Below are 23,207 nucleotides of genomic sequence, written 5' to 3'. Positions count from 1 at the left end.
TACAGAAAGCGATAAAACCCGCCAACCTGCCGGCAGCCGCAAGGCTTTACCGGCAGGCTGCGGGTCACTGCTTTCTTCAATTAAAAGCTGCGTACTATCTTAGCAAAGCTGTCGGCCTTCAAGGAAGCGCCGCCAACCAAAACGCCGTCTATACCGCTGATATTGAAATCTGCGGCGTTCTTTTCATTAACGCTGCCGCCGTACAGGATGCGCACCTGACGGGCAATCTCCGGCGACAAAATCTTAGCGATTTTATCGCGAATCAGACGGCATACCTCCTGCGCGTCAGCCGGAGTAGCCGCCTTGCCGCTGCCAATGGCCCAAACGGGCTCGTAAGCAACCACCAGATTAACGGCGTCCTCAGGAGCGATTACGCGCAGCGCGCTTTTCAGCTGCATATTAATCTTGCGCGCAGTCTTGCCAGCTTCGCGCTCGGCCAGATTTTCACCTACGCACAGCATGGGCTTAAGGCCGTTGCGGTAAGCGGCGATAATTTTGCTGGCGACAATTTTTTCGTTCTCACCGAAAATAGTGCGGCGCTCGCTGTGGCCTACCAGCACATATTCAGCGCAGATATCGGCGATCATGGCTCCGGAAACAGCGCCGGTGAAAGCGCCCTTATCCTCCCAGTGCAGGTCCTGAGCGCCATAGCCCACATGCTTGCCGTCGATAGCGTCAGCCACGGTTTCCAAAGCGGTAAAGGGCGGGAAAATAACTACCTCGTTCAGAGTGCCGTTAGTTTCCATCACAATATCCTCAGCCAGCTCCACGGCCTCGCTGACGGTCTTGTGCATCTTCCAGTTGCCGGCAATCATTTTGCGGCGCAGGTCGTCCAAAGCCGCCACGCCGGGCAGCACCTTGCCCTCCAGATATTCCAGAGATGCGCCGCCGCCGGTGGAAATATGGGAAATACGCTTAGCCAGTCCCAGCTTTTCGACAGCGGCCACGCTGTCGCCGCCGCCTACGATGCTGACTGCGCGGCTGCGGGCCACGGCCTTAGCCACGGCCTCCGTACCCTTGCAGAAGGCGTCCATTTCAAACACGCCCATAGGCCCGTTCCACACTATCATTTTAGCGTCTGCCAGCGCAGCGGCATAGGCTTTAGCCGTTTCTGCGCCGATATCCAGAGCCATATAGTCCTGATTCAGATGCTTAATATCCTCGGTAACATGCTTAGCGCCGGCAGCAAAGGCTTCCGCCATTACCAAATCCGTAGGCAGCAGCAGATTTACCTTGTTCTTCTTAGCCTTCGCCAGCAGCTCCTTGGCCAGCTCTATCTTATCCTCTTCTACTAAGGATTTGCCCATAGCGCAGCCCTGCGCAGCCAGGAAGGTGTTGGCCATACCGCCGCCGATCAGCAGCGTATCAACCTTATCCAGCAGATTGTTAATCACACCGATTTTATCGCTGACCTTAGCGCCGCCGATAATAGCGGCAAAGGGATGCAGCGGCTCCGTTACGGCGCGGCCCACATATTCGATTTCCTTTTCCAGCAGGAAGCCTGCGGCAGCAGGCAGGAAGTGAGTAACGCCCTCTACGGAAGCGTGCGCGCGGTGAGAAACGCCAAAGCCATCGTTAACGTACAGGTCGGCCAGGGACGCCAGCTGCTCGGCAAATTCCATATCGTTCTTTTCTTCTTCCTTATGAAAGCGCAAATTTTCCAGCAGCAGCACATGGCCAGCTTTCAGCTTTTTAGCCGCGGCCTTTGCCTCCGTCCCTACACAGTCGGCAGCGAACAGAATCTTTTTGCTCAGCAGCTTGCCCAAATGCTTAGCTACGGGAGCAAGACTGTATTTAGGATTAACCTGTCCTTTAGGACGGCCCAAATGCGCCATCAAAATAACGGCGGCCTTGTGCTCCAGCAGATATTTAATGGTTTCCAAAGAAGCGCGGATACGGGTATCGTCGGAAATATTGCCCTTATCGTCGAAGGGGACGTTAAAATCTACGCGCACCAGTACCTTTTTACCGGCCACGTCTAAATCACGTACAGTTTTCTTATCCACGGATAACTACTCCTATCTTACAGGCCCTTTTTAGCAATATACATAGCCAGGTCAACTACGCGGTTGGAATAACCCCATTCGTTATCGTACCAGCTGACAACCTTAGCCATACGCGGGCCAACCATCATAGTGGACAGGCCGTCAACGATGGAGCTCAGCGGGCAGCCGTTATAATCGCGGGAAACCAGAGGCAGTTCGTTGTAACCCATAATGCCCTTCAATTCGCCCTCGGCAGCTTCCTTCAAAGCGGCGTTGATTTCTTCGGCGGTAGTATCGGTTTTCAGCAGAACGGTCAAATCGGTAATGGATACGTTAGGAGTGGGCACGCGCATAGCGAAGCCGTTAAGCTTGCCCTTCAGCTCCGGCAGAACCAAAGCCACAGCTTTAGCGGCGCCGGTAGTGGTCGGAATGATGGAGCAGGCGGCAGCGCGGGCACGGCGCAGATCCTTATGGGGCAAATCCAGAATACGTTGGTCGTTGGTGTAGGAATGTACGGTGGTCATCAAACCGCTTTCAATACCAAACTTGTTCAGCAGCACCTTGGTAAAGGGAGCCAGGCAGTTGGTAGTGCAGGAAGCGTTGGAAATAATATTATGCTTAGCAGGGTCGTATTTGTCTTCGTTAACGCCCATAACGATGGTAATATCCTCGCCTTTAGCGGGAGCGGAGATAATAACCTTTTTAGCGCCTGCCTCCAGATGAGCGGCAGCCTTCGGGCCTTCGGTGAAACGGCCAGTGGATTCTACAACGATTTCAGCGCCGATTTCGCCCCAGGGAATTTTTGCCGGGTCGGGAGAAGCAAATACCTTAATGCGTTTGCCGTCTACAACGATGCAGTCGCCGTCGGCAGCTACCTCGTGCGGGAAGGTGCCATGCACGGAATCATATTTCAGTAAATGAGCCAAAGTAGCGGAATCCGTCAGATCGTTGACAGCCACAACCTCAACCTCAGGATTAGTAAAAGCAACGCGGAAAACCTCGCGGCCAATGCGGCCAAAACCATTGATACCTACTTTTGTCATAATAAATTCCTCCTTAGTTTTGACGGGTTTCTTTATAAATTGCACTTGCGTGCCGGTTAACAACGCTCGTGGGCCATGCGCAGAATCTCGTGAGCGGCGGCCTCGTCGGTAACGAGAATATCCTGCCGTGACGCGCGAATGACCGATAAAATAGCTGCGGCCTTGGACTTGCCGCCGGCAATGCCGATGATGATGCCGATGTTCTGCAAATCCTGTAGCATCAGGCCAGCGTTATTGGTCATATAAACCTGCCTGCCGTCCAGCGCGCAGTACTGGCCGAAGGCTTCGCCCACCGCCCCAGCCGATTCCAGCCTAGCAATCAGCTCCGAATTAAGACGCCGGTGCTTAGCCATAACGCTGGCGCGGCCTACGCCGTGTACCAGGATATCGGCTTTCTTGATAATATCCACGACGGCGCGCACGCCAACATCCTCTTTTAAAATACTGTTGAGAATATCCTCGCTCACGCAGTCCGGCACATACAGCTGGCGATAGCCTGCTCCCAAACGCTGGGCTAAAACCGTTGCGATAGTGTTGGCCTGCAGCTCCACGTTATCGCCTAGGCCGCCGCGGGCCGGAACAACCATCGTATTGGGCTGCGAACCGCTGACGTTAGCCGCCATAGCCGCCATAGTCGTGCCGCCGCTGACCGCTACGATATGCTTGCTGCCGTCGCTGAGCAGCTTGCTGAGAATATGCGCCGCAGTACGGCCAATCTCTCTTTTAACTACCTCCTCCTGGTCGGAATCGCCAGGAAGAATTACCACCCGGCCAATCTTCAGCGTATCGCTCAAGGCTTTTTCAAGGAAGGAAATATCCTGCAGCTTACGCACATAATCGGCCAGCTCCTTTAAAATATCAGCGCCCTCATCGGTGACGCTCATGCCGCTGGAGGAAAAATCCAGCAGACCGCTTTTCTTGAGAAAATCCACCTGCGCCCGCAACACCCTTTCGCTAAGCCCCAACCTTGCCGCCAGCGCCCTTCTGCCGATAGGGTATTCATGGCTTACCTGACGCAAAATCTGATAACGCTGCACTAAAAGGTCCGTCAGCTCCGGCACGATTTTCTTTTGTAAATTGATAATACTATCCATAATTGCTGCCTCGGCACATTTTGTCCCTCGTGGTACTTTTAGCGTCCCACGAATTTAATACAAAGAATCGGTATTCTGTTTTTCTTTGATAAGTATAGCATACTCTATTGGAGAAATAAAGTGTAGCACATTAAATTTTTACGAAAATTTTAATATGCAGTTAGTCACTGTTAATAGCTTTGCCGCATCGCCGCGCATTACTCTGCGCAGCAATGCGTTCCGGCTTATTTATTGCAGCTGCATACGAAAGCCAAAGCGTCGGCAGCGCTCTGCTCCGGCTTTACCTTCGTCCAGGCGGCGGCAATTTTGCCGTCTTCATCGATAACGTAAACCGAACGCACCACGCCCATGCTCACCTTGCCGTACAGCTTCTTTTCCTGCCACACCTCATAGGCCTGCAAAACCTCTTTTTCCGTATCGGACAACAAAATGAAGGGCAGCTCCTGCTTCGCGGCAAAATTAAAATGCGATTTTACGCTGTCTTTGCTGATGCCAATAATCACAGCGCCCTCGGCGGCAAACTGCGCAAAAGCGTCGCGAAAGGCCTGCGCCTGACGTGTACAGCCGGGTGTAGAATCCTTAGGATAAAAATACAGCACAACCTTTTTCCCAGCAAAATCACTGAGGCTGACGCTGTTGCCGTCCTTGTCCGGCAAGGTAAAAGCCGGCGCTACGGAACCAACTTCCAACATATTATCAACTCCTTGCAGTATAATTCACAAATAAAAGCTAAGCTTCTATGCTTTTGTTAAGATACTTTAAGTATACCATATCTAAACTAAAAATACAGCCGCTGCACCATATCTTAACAAAAAGCTCACGCTTTAGACGCAAAAAGACCCGCACCTCTTTAAGATGCGGGTCTGCAAAGCCTAAATTACATTGCTGCTTCTACGGGATATACGCTGATTTGGCGTTTATCGCGGCCTTTGCGCTCAAATTTTACGCGGCCTTCAACAGTAGCATAAATGGTGTAGTCCTTGCCCATGCCAACATTGTTGCCGGGATGGAATTTAGTACCGCGCTGACGAACGATGATGCTGCCAGCGGTTACCAGCTGGCTGTCATGAGCCTTGGTGCCCAAACGCTGCGCGTTGGAATCACGACCGTTGTGGGAGCTGCCGGTACCTTTTTTATGTGCATGTAATTGCAGAATAATTTCAAACATTACTTTCACCTCCTATGTTCCTGAATACGAACATATTGCGGACACTGACGTTCTATGGACTGCAGGCCATAAACCATGGTCTGCAGAATAGCCTGCGTCAGGTCTGTAGGCGCACTGTTCAATGCAGCCTCTAAAATACCGTCCTCCTGATTGACGACATAGGACGGCTTGAGCTTTAAGTGTCTTTCCAAGCCAAGCAAGGGAGCCTGCGTTAAAGCAGAAACAGCGCTGCACACGATGTCCGTGCCTTCTTCGCTGTAGCCTGCATGCCCGCTGACCTTATAGCCAACGATCATGCCCTGCTTATCCTTGAACAAATCGACCTGTATCATGGCGATTAAGCGTTGATAGCGGTGATTTCAACAGTAGTAAACGGTTGACGATGGCCTTGACGTTTACGATAGTTGGATTTAGCTTTGTATTTGAAAACGAAAATCTTGTCTGCTTTGCCGTGTTCAACAACTTTAGCAACAACCTTTGCGCCTTCAACTACGGGCTTACCAATCTTTACGTCTGCATCGTTAACAACGGTCAGAACTTCTTCAAAAACAACTTCAGCGCCAACCTCTGCGTTCAGCTTTTCAACTTGCAGGGTTTCGCCTTCGCTTACGCGGTATTGTTTGCCGCCGGTTTTGATAATTGCGTACATCTATTGCACCTCCCTTAATGATAGACTCGCCAAATACGGTACCCGTCGCCGGGTTTTCAGAACCTCTCTGCGCGGTTGGGGACGGACCAAATCAGTCCATACTGGAATATTTTACCCTACGCGGCTTCATTTGTCAACACCGGTATTATCCAAAATCATAAAACTTTCAACGTGTAACGACGGGTCGCTTTCCACCTTCAGGCTACAGGCCAGCTCCCGCTCCCAGGCCTTGATATCCTTGCCGCACAGCCATTCTGCCAGCCAAGGATTAGCCACAAGCAAAAGGCTTTTCGCGCTGCCGCGGCGGCGCAGCAGCACCCGCAGGCGCCGCTTAATTTCCAGCGCCAGGGTTTCCCTGCTCTGCACGCGCCCGCTGCCGTCGCACACGGGGCAGGGCGTATACAAGACGCTGGACAAATTCTGCCGCGACTTTTTGCGGGTAATTTCTATCAAATTCAGCACCGTGATATCCTGCACCTTGGGATGCATCTTGTCACCGGCAAGAGCCTGCTGCAGCACGCTCAGAATCTCGTTCTTATGCGCCTCGCTGTGCATATCGATAAAATCGGCCACGATAATGCCTCCGATATCCCGCAGGCGCAGCTGTCGGGCAATCTCTGCCGCGGCCTCCCGGTTGATTTGCATAATGGTTTCTTCCAAATTTTCCCGGCCGCTGAATTTGCCGCTGTTCACATCGATGACCGTCATGGCCTCCGTGTAATCGATAATCAGATAGCCGCCGCTGGGTAAAGTCACCATTTTATCGGAAATGCCAGCTACAGCCTCCTGCTGCTGGTGATAAACGAAAATATCCTCCAAGCCCTGGTACAGCGTCAGCTTGATAGCTGCAGCCTGCGGCAGCTGCTGCAGCAGCTCCTCCACCCGCTTATAAACGGCCAGATTATCGATAACGATTTCCGTCAACTGGGGCCGCAGATAGTCGCGCACAATCCGGATGGGCAAATCCAGCTCCCGCCGCAGCAGGCAGGGAGCCTTGGCTACCCGCTCCCGCGCCGCCAGCACGCGCCAGGCGGTGTGCAGCTCGGCAATATCCTGCTCCAAAAGCGCCGCCTCCACGCCAGCTGCCGCAGTGCGCACCACCACGCCCATACCGACAGGCCGCGCCGCGCTGTACACGCTGCTTAACCGTTCACGCTCCGCCTTATCGTTAATCTTGCGGGATATACCCACATAATCGGCGTGGGGCAGCAGCACGGCATATCTGCCGGGCAGCGTAATTTCCCGGGTAGCAGTAGGGCCCTTGGTGCCGCGGGCGTCCTTGCTGATCTGCACCACCACGCTCTGGCCCTCGGTTACATCCATAGCGTCGCCCAAATACAGAAAGGCGTTCTGCTCCAGTCCTATATCGACGAAGGCAGCCTGAATGCCGCGCACTACATTGCAGACGCGGGCCTTAAAGATGCTGCCCACCAAATGCTGCTCGGCAGCCCGCTCTACCAGATATTCCATCAGCAGGCCGTTTTCCACAAGCCCCATTCTGGTCTCGTCTTCAGTTACGCCGATGATAATTTTTGCTGTCACGCTGCCGTCCGCTCCTTGTTTTTCTACGGTCTTACGACCATTACTATAATAGTATATTATACCGCAAGGGAATATGTTCTGCTAAGCTCTCGCTTCACCTTCGGTTCGTGAATCGCTAAGCATTCACATTATATCACAAAAAAAATTTGCCGGCAAAAGTTATCGCCGCTTCTTCACCATACTTCTGCCACATTTTTATGGTATAGTATAATTGTTGGTAAACGAAATCCGCAGTGTACTGCGCGATATAATATGCCAAATCAAAACCTATGCTAAGCACCGATAATTTATCTTACAAGGAGGCGGTTAATCATGCGCCGTTTATTAGCTTTAACAATTTTGCTTGCCGCATTCGCCGCAAACGCGCAGGCAGCTGAAAATTTCTACGCCGGCGTTTCGGTACCCCCAGCGCCTGCCATGCGCGAAAACCGCATTGCATCCCAGCAAAGCCAGCAGCGCATTGAGCGCCAGGCCGACCTGCAAAACCAACGCACCCGCGATATGCAGCGCGATTTAGACCAAAAGCGTAAATAAGTGTACTATGACAAGAGCGACGACAGTCAGACTGCCGCCGCTCTTTTTAATATTCCGCTTCTATTTGCTTAATGCGCTCGTAATAGCGCTGGTTGACCGGCACAGCCAGCCCGTGCTTAGCCGCCAGGCGTATAATCGTACCGGCGAACAGCTCCCCCTCCGACGGCCGCTTAGCCAGTGCGTCCTGACGCATGGAAGGCAGGCCCTCGTGCGCCAAGCCGCGCAGCACCTGTCGCAACCCTCAAAATCAGCCTCCGTCAGATTGATGCCCTCGCACTGCGCCACCGCAATCACCTCGTGCATAGCGGCGAACATATCCTCCCGCGCCTTAGCGTCCGCCAGCGCGCCGCCGTAGCTGGTTTCGTAAACCATGCAGGTTTGGTTAATGCCCACGTTCAGCAGCAGCTTGGCCCACAGAGCGTGCTGAATATCCTCCTCCACCGTATAGCGCAGGCCAACCTTGTCCAAAAAGCACGTGACCGCCGCTAACGCCGGACGCTGCTTATCCTCCAGACAGCCTATTTTCAGCATACCGCTGTGCTGATAGGTCAGGCTTGTTCCCTCGCGCACGGCGTCCATGCCTAAAGCCACGCAGTACAGCAAATTACCATCGCCAAAGCGCTCTTTAATCCTTTCCTCGCTGCTGATGCCGTTGAGCACCGAAAAAATCGCCGTTTCCGGGCCCACCAGACCCTGCATTTCCGTCAGCGCCTGCTCCAACCCGCTGAATTTAGTAGCCACAATCACCAAATCCACCGGTTTGGCGTCAGCGGCGCTTTGCAGCACAAAATTCTGCTGCACACCGTTGACCGTATAAACGTCGTTCTTATGCCGCTCGTACCGCCCGGCGTCCATCACAAAGCGCACGGCCTCGCGCCCGCAGCTTTTGACAATCTGCTCGCCGTACAGCAGGCCCAAAGCCCCCATACCTACAATCGCAACGCTTTTTATTTCCACCCTCGTCCCTCATTTCCTGCTTGATAGCCGTCTGCCGAAAGCAGCTGTGCCTGCGCCAGCGCGGCCTGATGAATTTATCTTAGCACTTTTTGCCGCGCCGCGCAACAGCCTGCCTACGGCCAGTCGGAAGCTAAATTCTTTGCAAACGCAGCAGTTACCTCTTGCTAACCTTTTTATCTTATGCTACAATGATAATATAGTTAGCAAAAGGTAACTAAAAGGAGGCACAAGATATGAAAGAGATTCCCGTAATTTACTGGTCCGCAACCGGCAATACCCAAAGAATGGCCGAAGCCGTAGCGGAAGCCATCGAAGCAGCCGGAGCTAAGGCTCTGCTGCAGGAAGTAAGCAGCACCACCGCCGACGACGCGGCAGCTTACGACTCCATGGCTCTGGGCTGCCCGGCAATGGGAGTGGAGGTTCTGGAGGAAGCTGAATTTGAGCCCTTCTTCACAGAACTGGAAGGCAGGCTGCAGGGCAAAAAGGTTGCTCTGTTTGGCTCCTACGGCTGGGGCGGCAGCTACATGCAGGATTGGCAGGACCGCGTAACCGCAGCAGGCGCAGAGCTGGTAGCCGACGGCGTACTGGCTATGAATGAGCCTGATGACGACGCTCTGGCACAATGCGCTGAAATCGGCAAGCTGCTGGCAGAATAAAAGCATATAAGTATGAGCAAAACGCTCCACGATACTGTGAAAGCAGTACGCGGAGCGCTTTTTGCTTGCTAATGTACATCCCCATTAAAAGCTGTCAAGCCTGCTGCACTCGCATAAAAGCGCAGCAATTCAAATCGCTGCTTTTCTTTAACCCTACAGCTTCATAAAAAGCGATATTTTTCATAGAAGCGTCTGTAAGCAGCTGCAATTGATAGACTTTCTTATACTTTTTCATAAGGATTTGCAGCAACCTGCTGCCAATGCCACGCCGCTGATACTCTGGCAAAATCAAAAGGTCTTGTATGAAAATAATAGAAGCGCCATCTCCAACCGCTCTAATTAAGCCGACAAGCTTATCGTTATCAAAAGCAGCCAAAGCATAAAGGGAATTAGAAAAAGCTCTGCGCAGCATATCAGGTTCACGAGTATAATTGCTCCATCCCACGCTGGTATACAGCCCCAAAATTTCAGTCTCCTTGTATTCGTTATATTCTTTAAAAATCAGCATTTTGCACACCCTTACGCTCGCATAATTATTTTTTCAATGGTTTTAAATTCAATATTTATAATCACTTCACTTTGCATTATCAATCGATGCCTATATCATAAGTTTTAAATCAACAAGAGATGATATAGTATGTAAAAATGCTTGTTCATATACATTGTAAAAAAGACTATTTCTATAAAATTCTATTTTTAATAAATCATATAATCGTTCTTCGTAGTTATCATCTATTATTCTTTTGAAATCACAAAAATTTTCCATCGTGCCTGCCAAAGGCTTGGGAAATTTTCGTCTGCGCTTCGCGCAGCTCCCCGGCGCTCACGCCGATGCTTTCCGCCACCTGGCTCCAGCGGTTCTTAGGCGTTTTCAAAACGATAATCTCCGCCATAGGCTTCCCGCTTTGCGCAGCCAGCAGATACGCCGTATTGACGTGATGCATGGCATAGCCCTGCCGCATAAACTCCTTAGTAACCTCCTGCGGTATATCCATCCGTTCCAACAAGCGGCGCGCCTGATAATCCACACAGCGGTCAAAATATACCTGCGGCGTTAACCCCAGCAAATATTTAATCCTTTCCCAGGAATATTGCCCGCGCATTTCCATAATTTTTTGCAGCGGCACACGCCCCATATAAGCGTGCAGGCACACGTCCTCCAAGCCGTCAAAGCCCAACTCATCGTACAGCGGCGCCAGCTCCTCCTCGCTGAACAAATAGTCGTCGTGGAAAATTTTCAGCGCCCGCTCCTTAGTCATATTGCGTATATGCAAACCGGCAAAGCCTGCGCCGGAGCGCTGTCCCCGTCCGCGCAAGCCGGCATTATCAGCCGGCTTAGCCAGTCCCAGCTCCGCCTCAACGGCATTCCAGTCCTTGACTGCCGTTTTGAGCGGCAAAACCTCGGCCAAGGCTTTATCAGCATTAACGGCGATTACGGCAGCCCGTTTAATATCTGCCAAAGAATAGCCCTGCCGCGTATATTTTTGCGCCGCCGTCCGGCTAAGCGCGCCGTCATTAGGCAGCTTGTTCAGCTGATAATCCAAATTACGCTTGGCAAAGGTGCCTGCGTCCATGCCCAGCTGCACGCGCACACGCCCCCAGGTAGCCTGCTCCCGCAGCTCCAGCACCCTGCTCACCGGCGTTTTAGATAAAGCGGCGTAAAGATAGGCCGTATTCAGCTCGTTATAGCTTTGCCCCGCCTCCAACAATTTACGTATTTCCGCCTTATCTGCACCGTACTCCTTGTACAAACGTTCTGCCGCCTCCTCGCGACTCATTTGCGGGCGGCGCATTCGCGCCGGAGGCGGCATACGCTTGCCCTCCTGCTGCTTTACCGCCGCGCTAGGCTGACCAGCAGGCGCAGCAGCTAAAGTATTAGCTCCACACAAGCCCGGCACAGCCAATAAAACGGCCAGCATAGAAACTGCAAATAGCTTTTTCATAAGACATACCTCCCGTAATTTTACCTCTGCCAATGCTGCGGCAGATAAACAATATTGATTCTGCCTGTCGCTTCGTCAACATTGACCTTGCTTCTGACCTCGTACATATCGTAAATAAATTGCTCCGTCAGCAGCTGGCGCGGCGTGCCCACGCCTACGACCTGCCCCTCCTTAATAGCCACCAGGCGGTCGCAGTACATAGCGGCGATATTCAAATCGTGTACCGCCGCCACAACCGTCAAATCCAAGGATTTGACGATATCCATAATTTGCAGCTGATACTTAATATCCAAATGATTAGTGGGCTCGTCCAGCACCAGGCATTCCGTCTGCTGGGTCAGCGCCCGCGCCAAAATTACCCGCTGCTGCTCGCCGCCGCTCAGCGTAGCAAAGCTGCGTTCCTCAAAATCCGCCAGCCCGACCACCGCCAGCGCCCTGCGCGCAATCCGGTAATCCTCCAGATTATCCCGCTGCAGCAGCTTTTTATGGGGCGAACGCCCCATGAGCACCACCTCTAAAACAGAAAAATCAAAGCTGTACACATTATGCTGCGCCACCACCGCCAGCTGCAAAGCCGATTCACGGTAGCTCAGCTCGTCCAGATCGCGCCCGTTAAAGCGTATCCTGCCGGCCGAGGGCCGCTGCACCCGGTACACGCATTTCAAAAAGGTGCTTTTGCCGCTGCCGTTAGGGCCGATGATGCCTACAAATTCTTTATTGCGCAGCGTAAAGTCGATTCCTTTGAGAATCTGCTTGCTGCCAAAGGCCATTTTAACCGCTTCCGCTAATATTTCCATCTTAGTTGCCTCCGAAACCGTAGGTTTTCTTAACCATTAAATAAACGAAGCAGGGCGCGCCAATCAGCGAAATTAAAATACCGATGGGCAGCTCCGTTCTGGGAATGATAACGCGGCACAGGCCGTCCGCTATTACCAAAAACAATGCGCCGGTTAAAGCCGATACCGGTATCAGCTTTTTATGGTCCGTACCTACCAGCATGCGAATAACATGGGGTACCACCAGGCCCACAAAGCCCACCATGCCCGCAGTAAAAACCACAAAGCCCACGATAAGCGCGCTGACCAGCAGGTAAACCTGCCGATACACATGCAAATCCGTGCCCAGCGTCAAAGCCGATTCGTCGCCCAAAAGCATCAGGTTCAGCATGCGGCTCTGGCTCCAGAAGAACAGCACCGATATTACCACTATCGGGCCAATCACAGCCAGCGTATCCCACTTAGCCCCGGCAAAGGAGCCCATCAGCCAATAGGCGATGGTCTGCATGCCTTCCTTATTATTGGCAAAATACACGATAAAGCTGGAAAAAGCGCCGCACACCGCGCTCAACGCCATACCGGCCAGCAGCAGCTTCACAGCGTTGGCGCGGCCGCCTAAATTAGAAATAAACAAAACGCCCACAGAAATGGCAAAAGCGCCGATAAAGGCGGCAATGCCCACAAAGTTTTCGCCCCAGGCCACGCCAATGCCCAGCAAAATTGCCGCCGTCGCCCCCAGGGACGCGCCGGAGGAAATGCCTAAAATATATGGGTCGGCCAGCGGATTTTTAACCACGGCCTGCATAATTACGCCGCAGACGGAAAGCCCCATGCCTACGAAGGCCGCCAGAACGAGACGGGGCAGCCGCAGCAGCCAGATTATATCGTGTACAGGCCCCTGCCCCGCCGCCTCGATGGGCAGATCGCCCGTAAGCTGCTGCACCACAGCGGCGTAAATTCTATCCATGGGCAGCTTCACCGTGCCGATGGACAGCGCCCAAAACAACGCGATTACTAAAGCGCCCAGCAGCGCGGCGCACAAGAAAAGATATCCCTGCCGTTTTAAAAAGCTGAACATAAGCCTCACTCCTTGTATAATTCAGGGTACAGCCCCCGCGAAATAGTTTTAATACCGTCGTAAGCCCGCACGCCCGCACTGTATACGCCGTACAGATGCAGCGGCAGCACGCGCTTATTCTGTACGCAGCGCAAATTTCTCAACGCGCTGTGCTGCGTCAGGCGTCCCACCATTTCCTGCTCCCGGCCGTAATAAAATTCCGTGATAATCACAAAAATAACGTCCGGGTCATAATCGACAATCTGCTCGATGCCGATATTATGATCCTGCGGTCCCAGCAGTTCGCCGTGCAGGGCGTTGACAATATTCCCCGCCAGGGTTCTTTCGTTATATACATTAACGTCCTTGCCTAAAAATTCTATAACGAGCGCCCGCGGTTTAGTTGGATAATGAGCCGTCCGCTCCACGGCGAAGCCTATCTCCCGCTGCATAGCCTTAACTATCTCGGCAGCCCGCTCGTTCTTGTCAAAAATCTTGCCCAGCTTCAAAATATCGTCGTACTCGTTTTCCAGCGTTTTAAAGCGCAGGCTGCCTACAGAATTATTAGCGATATAGGTATTCACGCCGCGCTTATGCCAAAAATCCGTGCTGCGGATCACCTTCAGGCCAAAGGTAGAATACCAGCCTACGATTAAATCCGGCTGCAGCATCATAGTTGTTTCCAAATCCAGCAGCTGCAAACCGGTATAAGGTATTTGCCCATACTGCTGCCGGTACTGCGGCAAAAAATAGCTGGGGCTAGGCACGCCGTTGCCGGCAATGATGCGGTCTCCCACGCCCAGAGCCAGCAGGGTTTCAATGGAATTTTGCCACACGGCCACCACTCTTTCCGGCGGCTTGGTGTATGTCATCTTCTCAATTTCATTTTGAGAATTTATATTTTCAATACTCAAAGGATAGTGGGCAGGATTGTAATCATAATGAACCGGTCGGTTAAAGCGCACCAGTGCCGCCTGATTTTCCTGCACCGGCAGGGTAAAAATATCTCTCGCGCAGCCCTGCGACAAGGCTGCCGCCAATAGAAGCGTTACCATCAACAGCTTATTCATAAATCGGCCTCATATTTATCTTAAAATGAAGTAAAGCGCCGCTGCTAAAACCAGCAGCAGCGCTCTACTAAAGTGAAGTGAATGGAGAATGATGTTAGTGATTAGCAAATTTAAAATTAGAAGGTGTATTTTACGCCAACCATCCAGCAGCGGCCAGGCATTGCGGAACTGCCAACGCCGTTCCAAGAATTATAGGATGTTTCATAAGCTTCGTTAGTCAGATTAGTTACCAAAGCATAAACAGTCATATCTTTGGTGATTTCATAGTTGATGTTCCAATCCAAAACCAGGAAGCGGTTATTAGTGAAAGCGTAATCGCTGCAGCCTGTGTACCAGTTAGTCAAAAGTCCCGTATACAATTTACCATTTTCATAAGAAAGGTTTAAGGAATAATGATTTTTCGGACGTAAGCTGTTGATAGCAGTATTAATATCGCTGTCATTAGCATAACCCCAGCTGGGATCAAGCACCCAACCGTTCTTAGCCTTCCATTCATCCTTCATATGAGAATAAGAAGCGCTCAAGGTAAAATGATCGTCAAATTGATGATCCAAAGTAACATTAAAAGATTTTTTATCTTCCTTAGCATTAACAGCAGTCTTTGTAATATTACCAGTAGAAGTATCAAAAATGGGCAATGTAGCAATAGCACTGCTCATGCGAGTCCAATCATAATGTACAGCTACACTGGTTTTATCCGTCAAATCCTTGCGTACGCCCAACGTCCAAGCGTCGCCCTTTTCATCGTCCAAGGGAGTTTTAAATACGCCGTCTGTTGTATTATAGTCGCCTTCTTTCAAAGGACGGAACACTTTAGTCCAGCCAAAATACATGCTGCTGGTATCATCAAACATATATTGGGTATTAATAACCGGCGTAATCAAATTCGTATCGCCTTTGCCTTGTGTCGTACCGGCGCTATTTGTAGTTTCAAAAGAACTATATTTAGAATAACGAATAGCAGGCGTTAAATCCCATTTATCGCTGATATGGATTTTATCCTGAACATAACCTAAAATCGTTTTTCTGTCGACATGACTACTTGTAAGTTTACCGTAAGAATCATAGCGTTTAGAGAAATTCTTTGCTTTATCATAAGTTATGCTAGCGATAATATCGTTCACGCCGACTGATTTAGCATATTGTAATTGTACGCCGCGATTCTTTTCTTCATGCCAGCTAGTAGGTTCCTGCGCTGCGCCGCCCGTTTTTTCCAGCCATTCCTTAACCCTATCTTGGTCGCCGTCCGGGAACGGAGCTAAATTATCTTTAATCCACTGTGATAATTGCTCGTTCGTTGCGCCATTCGGGAACGCCGCGTTATAAGCGTCGGCAGCGCCTCTGCCGTTGACATACCACTGATATTTATCACGGTGGGAATAACGATGATTTTGGTCGTACACGCGGATAAAGCTTTCCATACCATTATCTTTATCAAAGGTATATTGAATATCCCAATCGTTGTTTTTAAATTTACTGAACGAACCGTAAACCTGTCCGTCTAATGCATATAAATTATGATAGCCTGGGTTTTTAGCGTCGCCGCTTAAAGTACCGCCCACTAATTTATTATTCTCATCAAGCTGTCCGACAGTAGCCTTAAAGATGATATCGTTCCAGTCTTTTTCATTCCAATATTTTAAATTAGGTACGGCAATAGGATAACCGTCCTTGCCTTCTTTAAAGTTGTACCAAACCTTCAAGTTTTGTTTATCATTAAAGTCTTTATCCAAGCGGAAGTTAACGCCGTCCTCTTTCCACTTAGAACCGCCCAAAGTACCGGTACCGCCTACAATGCCATCTTTATATTTTGTATCGCCGGACATATCGCGATTGGCAGATAAGAAATAATGCCAGGAATTATCATTGCCTGCGCTGCCGGAGTAGCTGATAGCATATTTATGTTTATGCCAGGACCCGGTGGACAAATCAATCGAGCCGACATTCTGCTGCCCACCCTTACGGGTAATAATATTGATTACACCACCCAAAGCATCGGCACCATAAACAGAAGCGCCAGGCCCTTTGATAACTTCAATCTTATCGACATTTTCCATATTAGTTACTTGGTCAAGATTTACACCTGTAGATTTAGTGCCGGTAGTAGATTTATCGCTGGCTCTTGTACTTGCAGCATTATCTACACGTCGTCCATCCACCAAAATGATTACGCGAGTATCGCCGTTAATAGAAACTCCGTTATTATAAAATTGATAACCATATTCACCGCCGCGATAGCCTGGGTTTTGGAAGGTAACGCCGGGGATACGCTTAATTGCTTCCGTCAAATCGGTATAATGACGCTTTTCAATTTCCTCGCGGGTAATTACCTTTACGTCGCCGCCGGTACGGTAATAGGATTGCTCGGTAATAGTGTCGCCGAATTTATTTTTTGCGGCGTCCGCTTCAACTACAATTGTATCCAAAGTATAATCGTTTAAGTGTTCGTCGAAAGCTGCGCTGGCATTGGCGCACAGCCCCATAACCATCATCATTGCGGCAGCCGCCGTAAAACGTTTTTTAGTCATTTTCAAACACATCTTCTTTCATCATACGCCGCAGCCTGCGCTTCTACAGGCCGCGTTAGTTTCGCTTCAAAAACGCGCGCCGTTAATATACGTAAAGGTATATGTCTGCGCCGTTACCCAGTTGTTGATATCATGCTCGAATTTACCAAAATTAAAATTCATTTTGCGCGAACCGCCGGCCGCTATTTTGCACAAGGGCAGCTTCACCGGGCTGCCGGTAAATTGCCGCTGCTGTCCATCCTTATCGGTAAAGGTGATGCGCATAACAAACTCGTTTAATTTGGTAATGGTTAAATCGCTGCGCTTATTGACAAAGCTGCCGGTAACGCACAGGTCGCCGCCGGATACCCACACCTTGGACGTAGTCCAGTCCAAAATCATTTTATCGCCGGAAACTTCCGCTGCGGAAGCAAAGGCTGGGCACATCAGCGCCAATAAAAGCGCCAGCACCAAATAAATTCTTTTCATGATTCCTCCTTTCCCTCAAATTTCGTGAGAGTGTGTTGTGAGAAAAACTAAAATATTTTCAAATGATGAATCCGCTGTCCATGTTTCGCTTATTCATCACAGGAAAGCATCTGAAATTTTCTTTTACTTGCTTTATTGAATTTATTTATCTTTTATTTGTTTTGAGTTATTAGCTTTATTGATACTTATTTCTGCTTGTATTATACTCTCTTGTCCCCCCCTGTCAACCTAAAATCCGCTTCAAGCGGATTTTATTTGAAATGCTGCCGCATTTCGGGGGAACGTGCGTTAGAAAGTGCGTAACTTATAGTCTTTCCCTTGTTGCGTCTGCGCTCACCCCAAAAATCATCAACAAAAAAGACGCTGCATTGCTGCAACGCCTTAAAGCCTTTTTGGTTACCTAACTATCTTTAATTTTAAAAATCAGCAAAAAGGTTGCCTTACGGCGGCCTTTAACATAAACACTAGCTGCAACAACGTCAATTTTAATCATACTAAAATGCGCTTCTTCAATAAATAATCAAATATATCCTTACACCTATCACGTCAATAGCCGCATGTCCGGTTAACAAAAATACGAGTACTCACAAAAATTTTTACCAGAAACTGCGTGAACCCCTTCGCCTTATTCTCCGCGCTGCGGATTTGTAAAAAATCTGCAACAAATGATATTATCTCTTATTTATTTTTGACTTTTAAATATCTGTACCTTATAATGAAAATCAGAAGCTTAATAAATTACGGCAAGCCTTTTAAGCATTGCCGTCGTTATACAAGCGAGGTGATTTTTATGAAAAAGCTTTCTTTAATTACCGTTTTTCTGGCCGCCTGCCTAGCCGCACAGCTGGCCAGCGCGCAGACCGTCACTCTGAATAAAGCGGAAAAGCTTGTTCCGCAAGGCTGGACCGTAGCGGACGACGATTTAAAATTCAAAAAGGATACGCAAGCGCTGCTCAATGACGACGGCGAAGTCATCAGCGGCATACTGAACAGCGACACCTATCTGCGTCCCACCGGCTGGCAAAGCATCATCAACGATTACTGCTATGTGCAGGCCTCCAGCGTTTTCTTCCCGCGCTTCTTCCGGCCTGTAGGCGTGCGCTACGGCATCGCCATTCCCACCTACGGCCATGTGCGCTATAAAAGCGGCAGCCTTGTCCATTTTGCCAAGGATGGTACCGTCCTCAGCGGCACTATTGACGAAAAAACTACCGTTGCCCTGCAAAAGGACCGTTACGGCTTTGTAGATTTCAAAGCGGACACAGTCCTGACCTTCGATGCCGAAGGCCATATTATCAGCGGCACGCTGGCAGACGATACGCGCCTGCGTCCCTTAGGCTGGCAGCAAAACCGCACGAATGCCGCTAACGCAGGCTTTCTGGAATTTAAGGGCAGCCGCACCATCACCTTCGATACTGACGGCTATGTTACCGGCGGCACTGTTAAAGAAGCCGCCAGCTGGAAAAATGCCGACGGCGAAATAATTACCCTCCCAGCCAAAGCCAACGTGCGCTTTACCGCTGACGGAGCAGAAATAATCGATTCCAAGAAATAATCTAAAAGATGAAAAATGGAGCTGCCTCTACCAAAGCAGCTCCGTTTTTTATTTGCGCATTATTCATTTAAGATAGCAGAAGCCAGGACAAAAGATTTTTCTTCTGTACGCCAGCGTAATCCATTTCGCCAAAAACTTCATCTAAAGTCAGTAAATATTTAGGATAATTGTCCGGAATATTTTTAAAGGGCGCCAGCTCGCGCCGCAGGGTGCTTTCCTCCAACGCCGTAGCAGAAACCTGATAATATTCAGCTCTGCCATCCTTCCAGGCGATAAAGTCCACCTCGCTGTTTTCCAAATCGCCTACATATACCTCATAACCGCGCCGCAGCAGCTCCAAATAAACCACGTTTTCCAAAACATGTCCTATGTCGCTTGCTTTATTGCGCACTAACAGATTGCGCAAGCCCAAATCCACTACATAATATTTTCCCAAAGTCGTCAGCAGCTGCTTGCCCTTAATATTGTAGCGCGGCGCTTTATACAAAAATAAAGCGTCCGTATAGCCCTGCAAATATTTGTCAACAGTTTTGCTGTCCACGCCCTTGCCCGCAGATTTCAGCGTATTAGCAATTTTATTCACGGAAACCCTATTGCCGATATTATCCACCATAAATTTCGCAATATTCCCCAGAGCCGTCACATCGGCAACTCCCAACCGCTGAACAATATCGTTAAGAATAATAGTATTATACACATCCTGCAAATAGTTTTTCGCGTCGCTGCCAAAGCTATTATACCGCGTAATAAAAGGAAGCGCTCCATATTCCAAATAAAGATTGAATTGCTGTCCCCTGCTCAGCTGCGCATAATCGCCTTGCAGCCCCTGAATAAATTCCTTAAAGGACAATGGCAGCATTTTTAATTCCACATAACGTCCGGAAAGCACCGTAGCCAGCTCGCCCGACATAAAATAAGCGTTGGAGCCGGTCAAATACAAATCACAATTATCTTTTATAAAAAGACTATCCACTGCTTTTTGATATTCCCGGCAATGCTGCACCTCGTCCAGAAAAATATAGTTCATGCTGCCAGCCTGCAAGCGTTCTGAAATATACGTATACAGCCGGTGGTAGTCGCGTAAAAGCTCAAACTCGATGGCCTCAAAATTAACTGTAAGAATCTGCTCCGGTCGAACGCCCTGACGCAGCAAATGCTGCCTGAATAAATCAAATAAGGTAGATTTACCGCACCGTCTGACTCCGGACACTACCTTAATAATCTGTTTGCTTTGCCACCGTTCCAGCCAAGCTAAATATTCCTGCCGCTCAATCAACTGCATATCGCTCACCTCTTTGCGTATATTATACGCTAAAAGCGCAGCCAGCGCAAATTTTTCCGGAATCAATTCCCAATTTTTCTCCAAAAATAGATTTTTCTGGATTCTATTCCGTATTTTTCGTCAAAAAATATTTTTTTTGGAATTCATTCCAGATTTCCGCTTAAGCAGTAAACCGGCAATAAATTATCCTGCGCCTTAATGCGTACCGTCCACTATCTGAATGCCTGCTGCCTCCAGCTCCTCGACGATAGCTTTAATTTTGGGGCATAAATGCTTTACTCCCTCCGCATCCTTTTTATGGGTGCAGTTGCTGATATGCAGCGCGTCCAGCTCCAGCGCCTTCATGCGCTCTATTTTTTTTCGGATGCCCTCCTGATTGCCCAGCAGGGAATCGCCGCAGCCGTTACAGGTCCACATAGCCGTCAGCCGCAGCTCCTCCTCGCCGTATTGCGCAAAGCTTTTTTCATGGTCAAACATCGCCCGCAGGCAGCCCGACCCGGCGCAGGACGCCGAAGTCTGTAAACAACGTAAAATCGCTATTCTTTTCATAATTTTCCTCCAAAAATAAAATGTCAGCATTTTTGCTATATAATATTATATAGCTTTTTATTCCACATGGCAAATTAAGCTTTACCTTTCGATTCTTGTGTTATTCGCCCGCGAATTAATCACTTCTATAGCCACAGTGCTGTATAATTTTTCCCCTTCATAAAAATAAATATTGCCGCTGGCTACATGGTACTGCTGCAAAGCTTTCCTGTCCACATAAAGCTCCACGTTGACCGGAATACTGCCGCGCACCTTTTTTAATACCGTATGCTTTTCCAGTTTGGGCCACAGTCCCTTCTTCGTTCCCTGGGAAAGCATCATCGTCATGCCTGTACCTTCGCAAGTAAGCTGCGCCCTGTCGTCGGCGCGCAAGCGCAAATACAAGGTAGCTATATTGGGATTCAGCCACGATTTCAAAAATCCCTGTCTTCCTAAATCCACCGTACAGAAAATAGTTTTTCCCGGCGCCAGCTGCGCAGCTTTATACGCCCGTTCGTTGGCATTTTCTCCACGCAGCAGCATCAGCCCGAACATAACTGCCAGCATAAATACAAAAAGGCCTGTTCTTCTTAACCATATTCTATTCATGCTTCAGCACACCGCCCTTCAGTCTGCCGTAAAAATATTTGCCTCCCAAAAGCAGCAGCGCAAAAATGCCCGGCGTGCAGCTCAAATGACAGCTGCCGCAAATACCGGTACAGCCGCCGCCCTGCGCGCTAAAAGCAGAAACAGGAATCCCCATGGACAGCAGAAAAGTCAACACCCTATTTTTCATCATCGCGCCTCCCATAGCCTATAGCCTGCACCGGACAAACATGCCGACAAACGCCGCAAACAATGCAATTATGCAGGCAGACTGCAGCCTTACCCTGCTCCATAGTAACAGCCTCCATAGGGCAATGCTTCGCACATTCGCCGCAGCCGATGCAATCCTGGCGCTTTACCTGCATATGCCGCACAAAAGGCAGCCTGCTGCTTACAGCATACGCCAGGCTTTGCGCCGCTCCCACCGGGCACAAAAAATTGCAGAAGCCCCGCCCGCCTTTAGTAAACAGACCGAAAACACCCAGCCATAAAATTGCCGTCAGCAGCAGGCTGGAATTTAACGCAATAAAATAGCCTTGGGTATAATAATTCGCCAGTAAATCGAACACAAAGAAATTGCAATACGCACAAGCCAAAACGCCGTCGAAAAAAGGCACTAAGCAAAAGCCTGCCAGCATACCGTAGCGAACAGGCGCTATTTCCGTATGCCTGCGCCAGCTTATTTGCCAACGGCTGGGGACCAGCCTGCTGAGATATTCCGTAAAAGCTCCTGCCGGGCACAAGCGTCCGCAAAACACAGGCCCTAAAAGGCAGGCTGATAAAAGTAAAATCACCGTTCCCAGCACGCTTACCGCGCTGAACCGCAAGAATTTGCCATCCAACAAATGCTCGATAGGTATGCGGAAGCACAGGCTATGAATCGACATGGGCTGCCATATTCTGCGCAAAACTCTGCTCTATTACGATAAATTAGGGCTGATTACGCCAGAGGTAATCCTTGATAACGGCTATCGCTATTACAAACGTACGCAGCTTTTCCTGTTAGAGCTGGTCGTTACTCTGCGCCAGCTAAACGTGCCGCTGACGAATATTCAAGCCTATCTTAACCAGCGTTCGCCTGATAATTACCGTAAGCTTTTGGTTAAGCAGCAGCTTGCTATCTCGCAGGAAATAAAGCGTTTGCAGCAGCTTCAGCAAAAGCTGGATAATTATATAGACAAGCTGCAAACGCTGGAACAGCTGCCCTACGGCATTATCACCGAACAGCAATGCCCGGAGCAATATCTTTTCGTTACCAAAAGCTGTAAAACGCAGGATAATTTTAAAACTCGTTCGCTGCACGCCGCAAAGCTTTTCTTATCTCTGCGCGATAAGCTGCCCTTCAAGCAGCATGTATTTGGCTACATCGTAGATAAAAAAGCTCTTTTTGATACGGCCACCTTTCATAACATAGAATATTTTTATCCATTAGAAGAATGCCTGCCCAACGCCGCCTATCGCCTGCGTCCCGCAGGTACTTATCTTACATTATATTTTCAAGGCGTTTACATGTATAACAGCCAAAAATATTTGCAACAGCTGGGCGAATACTGCAAACAGCACGATTTAAAAGCGCTGTCCGACATTTACGTAACCAGCCTGCTTAATTATTGGACAACCACCAATACCGAAGAATACGCCTACCGCTTGGAGGTAAGGATAAAATAATAAGCGCACAAAAGCCGGAAGCTGACGCATATCATCAGCCTCCGGCTTTTACTTCCTATTAAATTATTATAAGTACCTATCGCTTGCTTTACGCTTTG

25 protein-coding genes and 1 pseudogene are annotated in these 23,207 nt (G+C 49.5%); 4 read left to right on the top strand and 22 right to left on the bottom strand.

What is annotated here, in order from left to right; genetic code table 11:
- Positions 1-80: 80 nt before the first annotated feature.
- From tpiA to QZ105_RS00360, 8 genes are all read right to left on the bottom strand, one after another.
- Positions 81-2,006 (bottom strand): triose-phosphate isomerase, encoded by a 1,926-nt coding sequence (gene tpiA / locus QZ105_RS00395; protein WP_293727866.1) that lies wholly within the window; start codon positions 2,004-2,006, stop codon positions 81-83.
- Positions 2,007-2,023: 17 nt separating this feature from the next.
- Positions 2,024-3,031 carry a type I glyceraldehyde-3-phosphate dehydrogenase gene (gene gap / locus QZ105_RS00390; protein WP_293727922.1) on the bottom strand — a complete coding sequence of 336 codons (1,008 nt, stop codon included), beginning with the start codon at positions 3,029-3,031 and terminating at the stop codon, positions 2,024-2,026.
- Positions 3,032-3,084: 53 nt separating this feature from the next.
- Positions 3,085-4,122 (bottom strand): sugar-binding transcriptional regulator, encoded by a 1,038-nt coding sequence (locus QZ105_RS00385; protein ID WP_293727865.1) that lies wholly within the window; start codon positions 4,120-4,122, stop codon positions 3,085-3,087.
- 224 nt (positions 4,123-4,346) lie between these two features.
- Positions 4,347-4,814, bottom strand: coding sequence for a thioredoxin-dependent thiol peroxidase (gene bcp, locus QZ105_RS00380; RefSeq protein ID WP_293727864.1), 468 nt, complete (start codon positions 4,812-4,814; stop codon positions 4,347-4,349).
- Positions 4,815-4,999: 185 nt separating this feature from the next.
- Positions 5,000-5,290: a 50S ribosomal protein L27 gene (gene rpmA / locus QZ105_RS00375; protein ID WP_293727863.1), complete on the bottom strand. Its 291-nt coding sequence runs from the start codon at positions 5,288-5,290 to the stop codon at positions 5,000-5,002.
- Between the two features lie 5 nt (positions 5,291-5,295).
- Positions 5,296-5,622 carry a ribosomal-processing cysteine protease Prp gene (locus QZ105_RS00370; protein ID WP_293727862.1) on the bottom strand — a complete coding sequence of 109 codons (327 nt, stop codon included), beginning with the start codon at positions 5,620-5,622 and terminating at the stop codon, positions 5,296-5,298.
- A 5-nt stretch (positions 5,623-5,627) separates the two neighbouring features.
- Positions 5,628-5,939: a 50S ribosomal protein L21 gene (gene rplU / locus QZ105_RS00365; RefSeq protein ID WP_009145437.1), complete on the bottom strand. Its 312-nt coding sequence runs from the start codon at positions 5,937-5,939 to the stop codon at positions 5,628-5,630.
- Positions 5,940-6,065: 126 nt separating this feature from the next.
- A complete protein-coding gene (locus tag QZ105_RS00360; protein ID WP_293727861.1) occupies positions 6,066-7,481 on the bottom strand; it encodes an Rne/Rng family ribonuclease in 1,416 nt (471 codons plus the stop codon).
- 312 nt (positions 7,482-7,793) lie between these two features.
- Here QZ105_RS00360 and QZ105_RS00355 point away from each other — a divergent pair, with 312 nt between their 5' ends.
- On the top strand, positions 7,794-8,015 hold the full coding sequence (locus QZ105_RS00355; RefSeq protein WP_293727860.1) for a hypothetical protein: 222 nt from the start codon (positions 7,794-7,796) through the stop codon (positions 8,013-8,015).
- A gap of 46 nt (positions 8,016-8,061) precedes the next feature.
- Here the strand turns inward: QZ105_RS00355 and QZ105_RS10490 are convergent, their stop codons facing one another.
- Positions 8,062-8,208: a ketopantoate reductase C-terminal domain-containing protein gene (locus tag QZ105_RS10490; protein WP_366935932.1), complete on the bottom strand. Its 147-nt coding sequence runs from the start codon at positions 8,206-8,208 to the stop codon at positions 8,062-8,064.
- A gap of 110 nt (positions 8,209-8,318) precedes the next feature.
- Positions 8,319-8,942, bottom strand: a pseudogene (locus tag QZ105_RS00350) (2-dehydropantoate 2-reductase N-terminal domain-containing protein); the annotation flags it as partial.
- Positions 8,943-9,205: 263 nt separating this feature from the next.
- Between QZ105_RS00350 and QZ105_RS00345 the strand changes: the two are divergent.
- Positions 9,206-9,628: a flavodoxin gene (locus QZ105_RS00345; RefSeq protein WP_293727858.1), complete on the top strand. Its 423-nt coding sequence runs from the start codon at positions 9,206-9,208 to the stop codon at positions 9,626-9,628.
- A gap of 94 nt (positions 9,629-9,722) precedes the next feature.
- Here QZ105_RS00345 and QZ105_RS00340 read toward each other — a convergent pair whose 3' ends face one another.
- The 7 genes from QZ105_RS00340 to QZ105_RS00310 all read right to left on the bottom strand — a co-directional run bounded on the left by QZ105_RS00340 (position 9,723) and on the right by QZ105_RS00310 (position 17,470).
- Entirely contained in the window at positions 9,723-10,136 is a 414-nt protein-coding gene (locus tag QZ105_RS00340) for a GNAT family N-acetyltransferase (protein WP_293727857.1), read from the bottom strand.
- Positions 10,137-10,377: 241 nt separating this feature from the next.
- Positions 10,378-11,571: a hypothetical protein gene (locus QZ105_RS00335; protein ID WP_293727856.1), complete on the bottom strand. Its 1,194-nt coding sequence runs from the start codon at positions 11,569-11,571 to the stop codon at positions 10,378-10,380.
- Between the two features lie 20 nt (positions 11,572-11,591).
- The gene (locus QZ105_RS00330; RefSeq protein WP_293727855.1) at positions 11,592-12,368 is read right to left on the bottom strand and encodes an ABC transporter ATP-binding protein; all 777 of its coding nucleotides are present in this window, start codon (positions 12,366-12,368) and stop codon (positions 11,592-11,594) included.
- A gap of 1 nt (position 12,369) precedes the next feature.
- Positions 12,370-13,425 (bottom strand): iron ABC transporter permease, encoded by a 1,056-nt coding sequence (locus tag QZ105_RS00325; protein ID WP_293727854.1) that lies wholly within the window; start codon positions 13,423-13,425, stop codon positions 12,370-12,372.
- 5 nt (positions 13,426-13,430) lie between these two features.
- Positions 13,431-14,474 carry an ABC transporter substrate-binding protein gene (locus tag QZ105_RS00320; RefSeq protein ID WP_293727853.1) on the bottom strand — a complete coding sequence of 348 codons (1,044 nt, stop codon included), beginning with the start codon at positions 14,472-14,474 and terminating at the stop codon, positions 13,431-13,433.
- Between the two features lie 116 nt (positions 14,475-14,590).
- Entirely contained in the window at positions 14,591-17,002 is a 2,412-nt protein-coding gene (locus QZ105_RS00315; protein WP_293727852.1) for a TonB-dependent receptor, read from the bottom strand.
- Between the two features lie 66 nt (positions 17,003-17,068).
- Positions 17,069-17,470 (bottom strand): hypothetical protein, encoded by a 402-nt coding sequence (locus QZ105_RS00310; RefSeq protein ID WP_293727851.1) that lies wholly within the window; start codon positions 17,468-17,470, stop codon positions 17,069-17,071.
- 790 nt (positions 17,471-18,260) lie between these two features.
- Here QZ105_RS00310 and QZ105_RS00305 point away from each other — a divergent pair.
- A complete protein-coding gene (locus QZ105_RS00305; RefSeq protein ID WP_293727850.1) occupies positions 18,261-19,025 on the top strand; it encodes a hypothetical protein in 765 nt (254 codons plus the stop codon).
- A gap of 67 nt (positions 19,026-19,092) precedes the next feature.
- On the opposite strand, the gene QZ105_RS00300 is transcribed toward QZ105_RS00305, so the two are convergent.
- The 5 genes from QZ105_RS00300 to QZ105_RS00280 form a co-directional block, all read right to left on the bottom strand.
- Positions 19,093-20,307 carry an ATP-binding protein gene (locus tag QZ105_RS00300; protein ID WP_293727849.1) on the bottom strand — a complete coding sequence of 405 codons (1,215 nt, stop codon included), beginning with the start codon at positions 20,305-20,307 and terminating at the stop codon, positions 19,093-19,095.
- 195 nt (positions 20,308-20,502) lie between these two features.
- Positions 20,503-20,856 (bottom strand): CGGC domain-containing protein, encoded by a 354-nt coding sequence (locus tag QZ105_RS00295; RefSeq protein WP_293727848.1) that lies wholly within the window; start codon positions 20,854-20,856, stop codon positions 20,503-20,505.
- An 81-nt stretch (positions 20,857-20,937) separates the two neighbouring features.
- On the bottom strand, positions 20,938-21,444 hold the full coding sequence (locus tag QZ105_RS00290) for a hypothetical protein (protein WP_293727847.1): 507 nt from the start codon (positions 21,442-21,444) through the stop codon (positions 20,938-20,940).
- Complete coding sequence (locus QZ105_RS00285) at positions 21,437-21,634, bottom strand: hypothetical protein (RefSeq protein ID WP_293727846.1); 198 nt, start codon at positions 21,632-21,634, stop codon at positions 21,437-21,439. The genes QZ105_RS00290 and QZ105_RS00285 overlap by 8 nt, the downstream gene beginning before the upstream one ends.
- Complete coding sequence (locus tag QZ105_RS00280) at positions 21,621-22,328, bottom strand: 4Fe-4S binding protein (RefSeq protein WP_293727845.1); 708 nt, start codon at positions 22,326-22,328, stop codon at positions 21,621-21,623. Before QZ105_RS00280 ends, QZ105_RS00285 begins: the two co-directional genes overlap by 14 nt.
- Here QZ105_RS00280 and QZ105_RS00275 point away from each other — a divergent pair.
- Positions 22,327-23,109, top strand: a complete 783-nt coding sequence (locus QZ105_RS00275; RefSeq protein WP_293727844.1) for a MerR family transcriptional regulator — start codon at positions 22,327-22,329, stop codon at positions 23,107-23,109. The two genes, QZ105_RS00280 and QZ105_RS00275, sit on opposite strands and share 2 nt — an antisense overlap.
- Positions 23,110-23,207: the final 98 nt, after the last annotated feature.

The organism is uncultured Phascolarctobacterium sp., assembly GCF_905212365.1.
Lineage (GTDB): Bacteria > Bacillota > Negativicutes > Acidaminococcales > Acidaminococcaceae > Phascolarctobacterium_A.
This window is presented reverse-complemented; position numbering and strand designations above follow the sequence as displayed.

Coding starts and splice junctions, on each gene's coding strand:
- QZ105_RS00385 (WP_293727865.1), bottom strand. CDS start 4,122: ATGGATAGTATTATCAATTTACAAAAGAAAATCGTGCCGGAGCTGACG.
- bcp (WP_293727864.1), bottom strand. CDS start 4,814: ATGTTGGAAGTTGGTTCCGTAGCGCCGGCTTTTACCTTGCCGGACAAG.
- rpmA (WP_293727863.1), bottom strand. CDS start 5,290: ATGTTTGAAATTATTCTGCAATTACATGCACATAAAAAAGGTACCGGC.
- QZ105_RS00370 (WP_293727862.1), bottom strand. CDS start 5,622: ATGATACAGGTCGATTTGTTCAAGGATAAGCAGGGCATGATCGTTGGC.
- rplU (WP_009145437.1), bottom strand. CDS start 5,939: ATGTACGCAATTATCAAAACCGGCGGCAAACAATACCGCGTAAGCGAA.
- QZ105_RS00355 (WP_293727860.1), top strand. CDS start 7,794: ATGCGCCGTTTATTAGCTTTAACAATTTTGCTTGCCGCATTCGCCGCA.
- QZ105_RS10490 (WP_366935932.1), bottom strand. CDS start 8,208: ATGCGTCAGGACGCACTGGCTAAGCGGCCGTCGGAGGGGGAGCTGTTC.
- QZ105_RS00345 (WP_293727858.1), top strand. CDS start 9,206: ATGAAAGAGATTCCCGTAATTTACTGGTCCGCAACCGGCAATACCCAA.
- QZ105_RS00340 (WP_293727857.1), bottom strand. CDS start 10,136: ATGCTGATTTTTAAAGAATATAACGAATACAAGGAGACTGAAATTTTG.
- QZ105_RS00335 (WP_293727856.1), bottom strand. CDS start 11,571: ATGAAAAAGCTATTTGCAGTTTCTATGCTGGCCGTTTTATTGGCTGTG.
- QZ105_RS00330 (WP_293727855.1), bottom strand. CDS start 12,368: ATGGAAATATTAGCGGAAGCGGTTAAAATGGCCTTTGGCAGCAAGCAG.
- QZ105_RS00325 (WP_293727854.1), bottom strand. CDS start 13,425: ATGTTCAGCTTTTTAAAACGGCAGGGATATCTTTTCTTGTGCGCCGCG.
- QZ105_RS00320 (WP_293727853.1), bottom strand. CDS start 14,474: ATGAATAAGCTGTTGATGGTAACGCTTCTATTGGCGGCAGCCTTGTCG.
- QZ105_RS00315 (WP_293727852.1), bottom strand. CDS start 17,002: ATGACTAAAAAACGTTTTACGGCGGCTGCCGCAATGATGATGGTTATG.
- QZ105_RS00310 (WP_293727851.1), bottom strand. CDS start 17,470: ATGAAAAGAATTTATTTGGTGCTGGCGCTTTTATTGGCGCTGATGTGC.
- QZ105_RS00305 (WP_293727850.1), top strand. CDS start 18,261: ATGAAAAAGCTTTCTTTAATTACCGTTTTTCTGGCCGCCTGCCTAGCC.
- QZ105_RS00300 (WP_293727849.1), bottom strand. CDS start 20,307: ATGCAGTTGATTGAGCGGCAGGAATATTTAGCTTGGCTGGAACGGTGG.
- QZ105_RS00295 (WP_293727848.1), bottom strand. CDS start 20,856: ATGAAAAGAATAGCGATTTTACGTTGTTTACAGACTTCGGCGTCCTGC.
- QZ105_RS00290 (WP_293727847.1), bottom strand. CDS start 21,444: ATGAATAGAATATGGTTAAGAAGAACAGGCCTTTTTGTATTTATGCTG.
- QZ105_RS00285 (WP_293727846.1), bottom strand. CDS start 21,634: ATGATGAAAAATAGGGTGTTGACTTTTCTGCTGTCCATGGGGATTCCT.
- QZ105_RS00275 (WP_293727844.1), top strand. CDS start 22,327: ATGGGCTGCCATATTCTGCGCAAAACTCTGCTCTATTACGATAAATTA.
- QZ105_RS00280 (WP_293727845.1), bottom strand. CDS start 22,328: ATGTCGATTCATAGCCTGTGCTTCCGCATACCTATCGAGCATTTGTTG.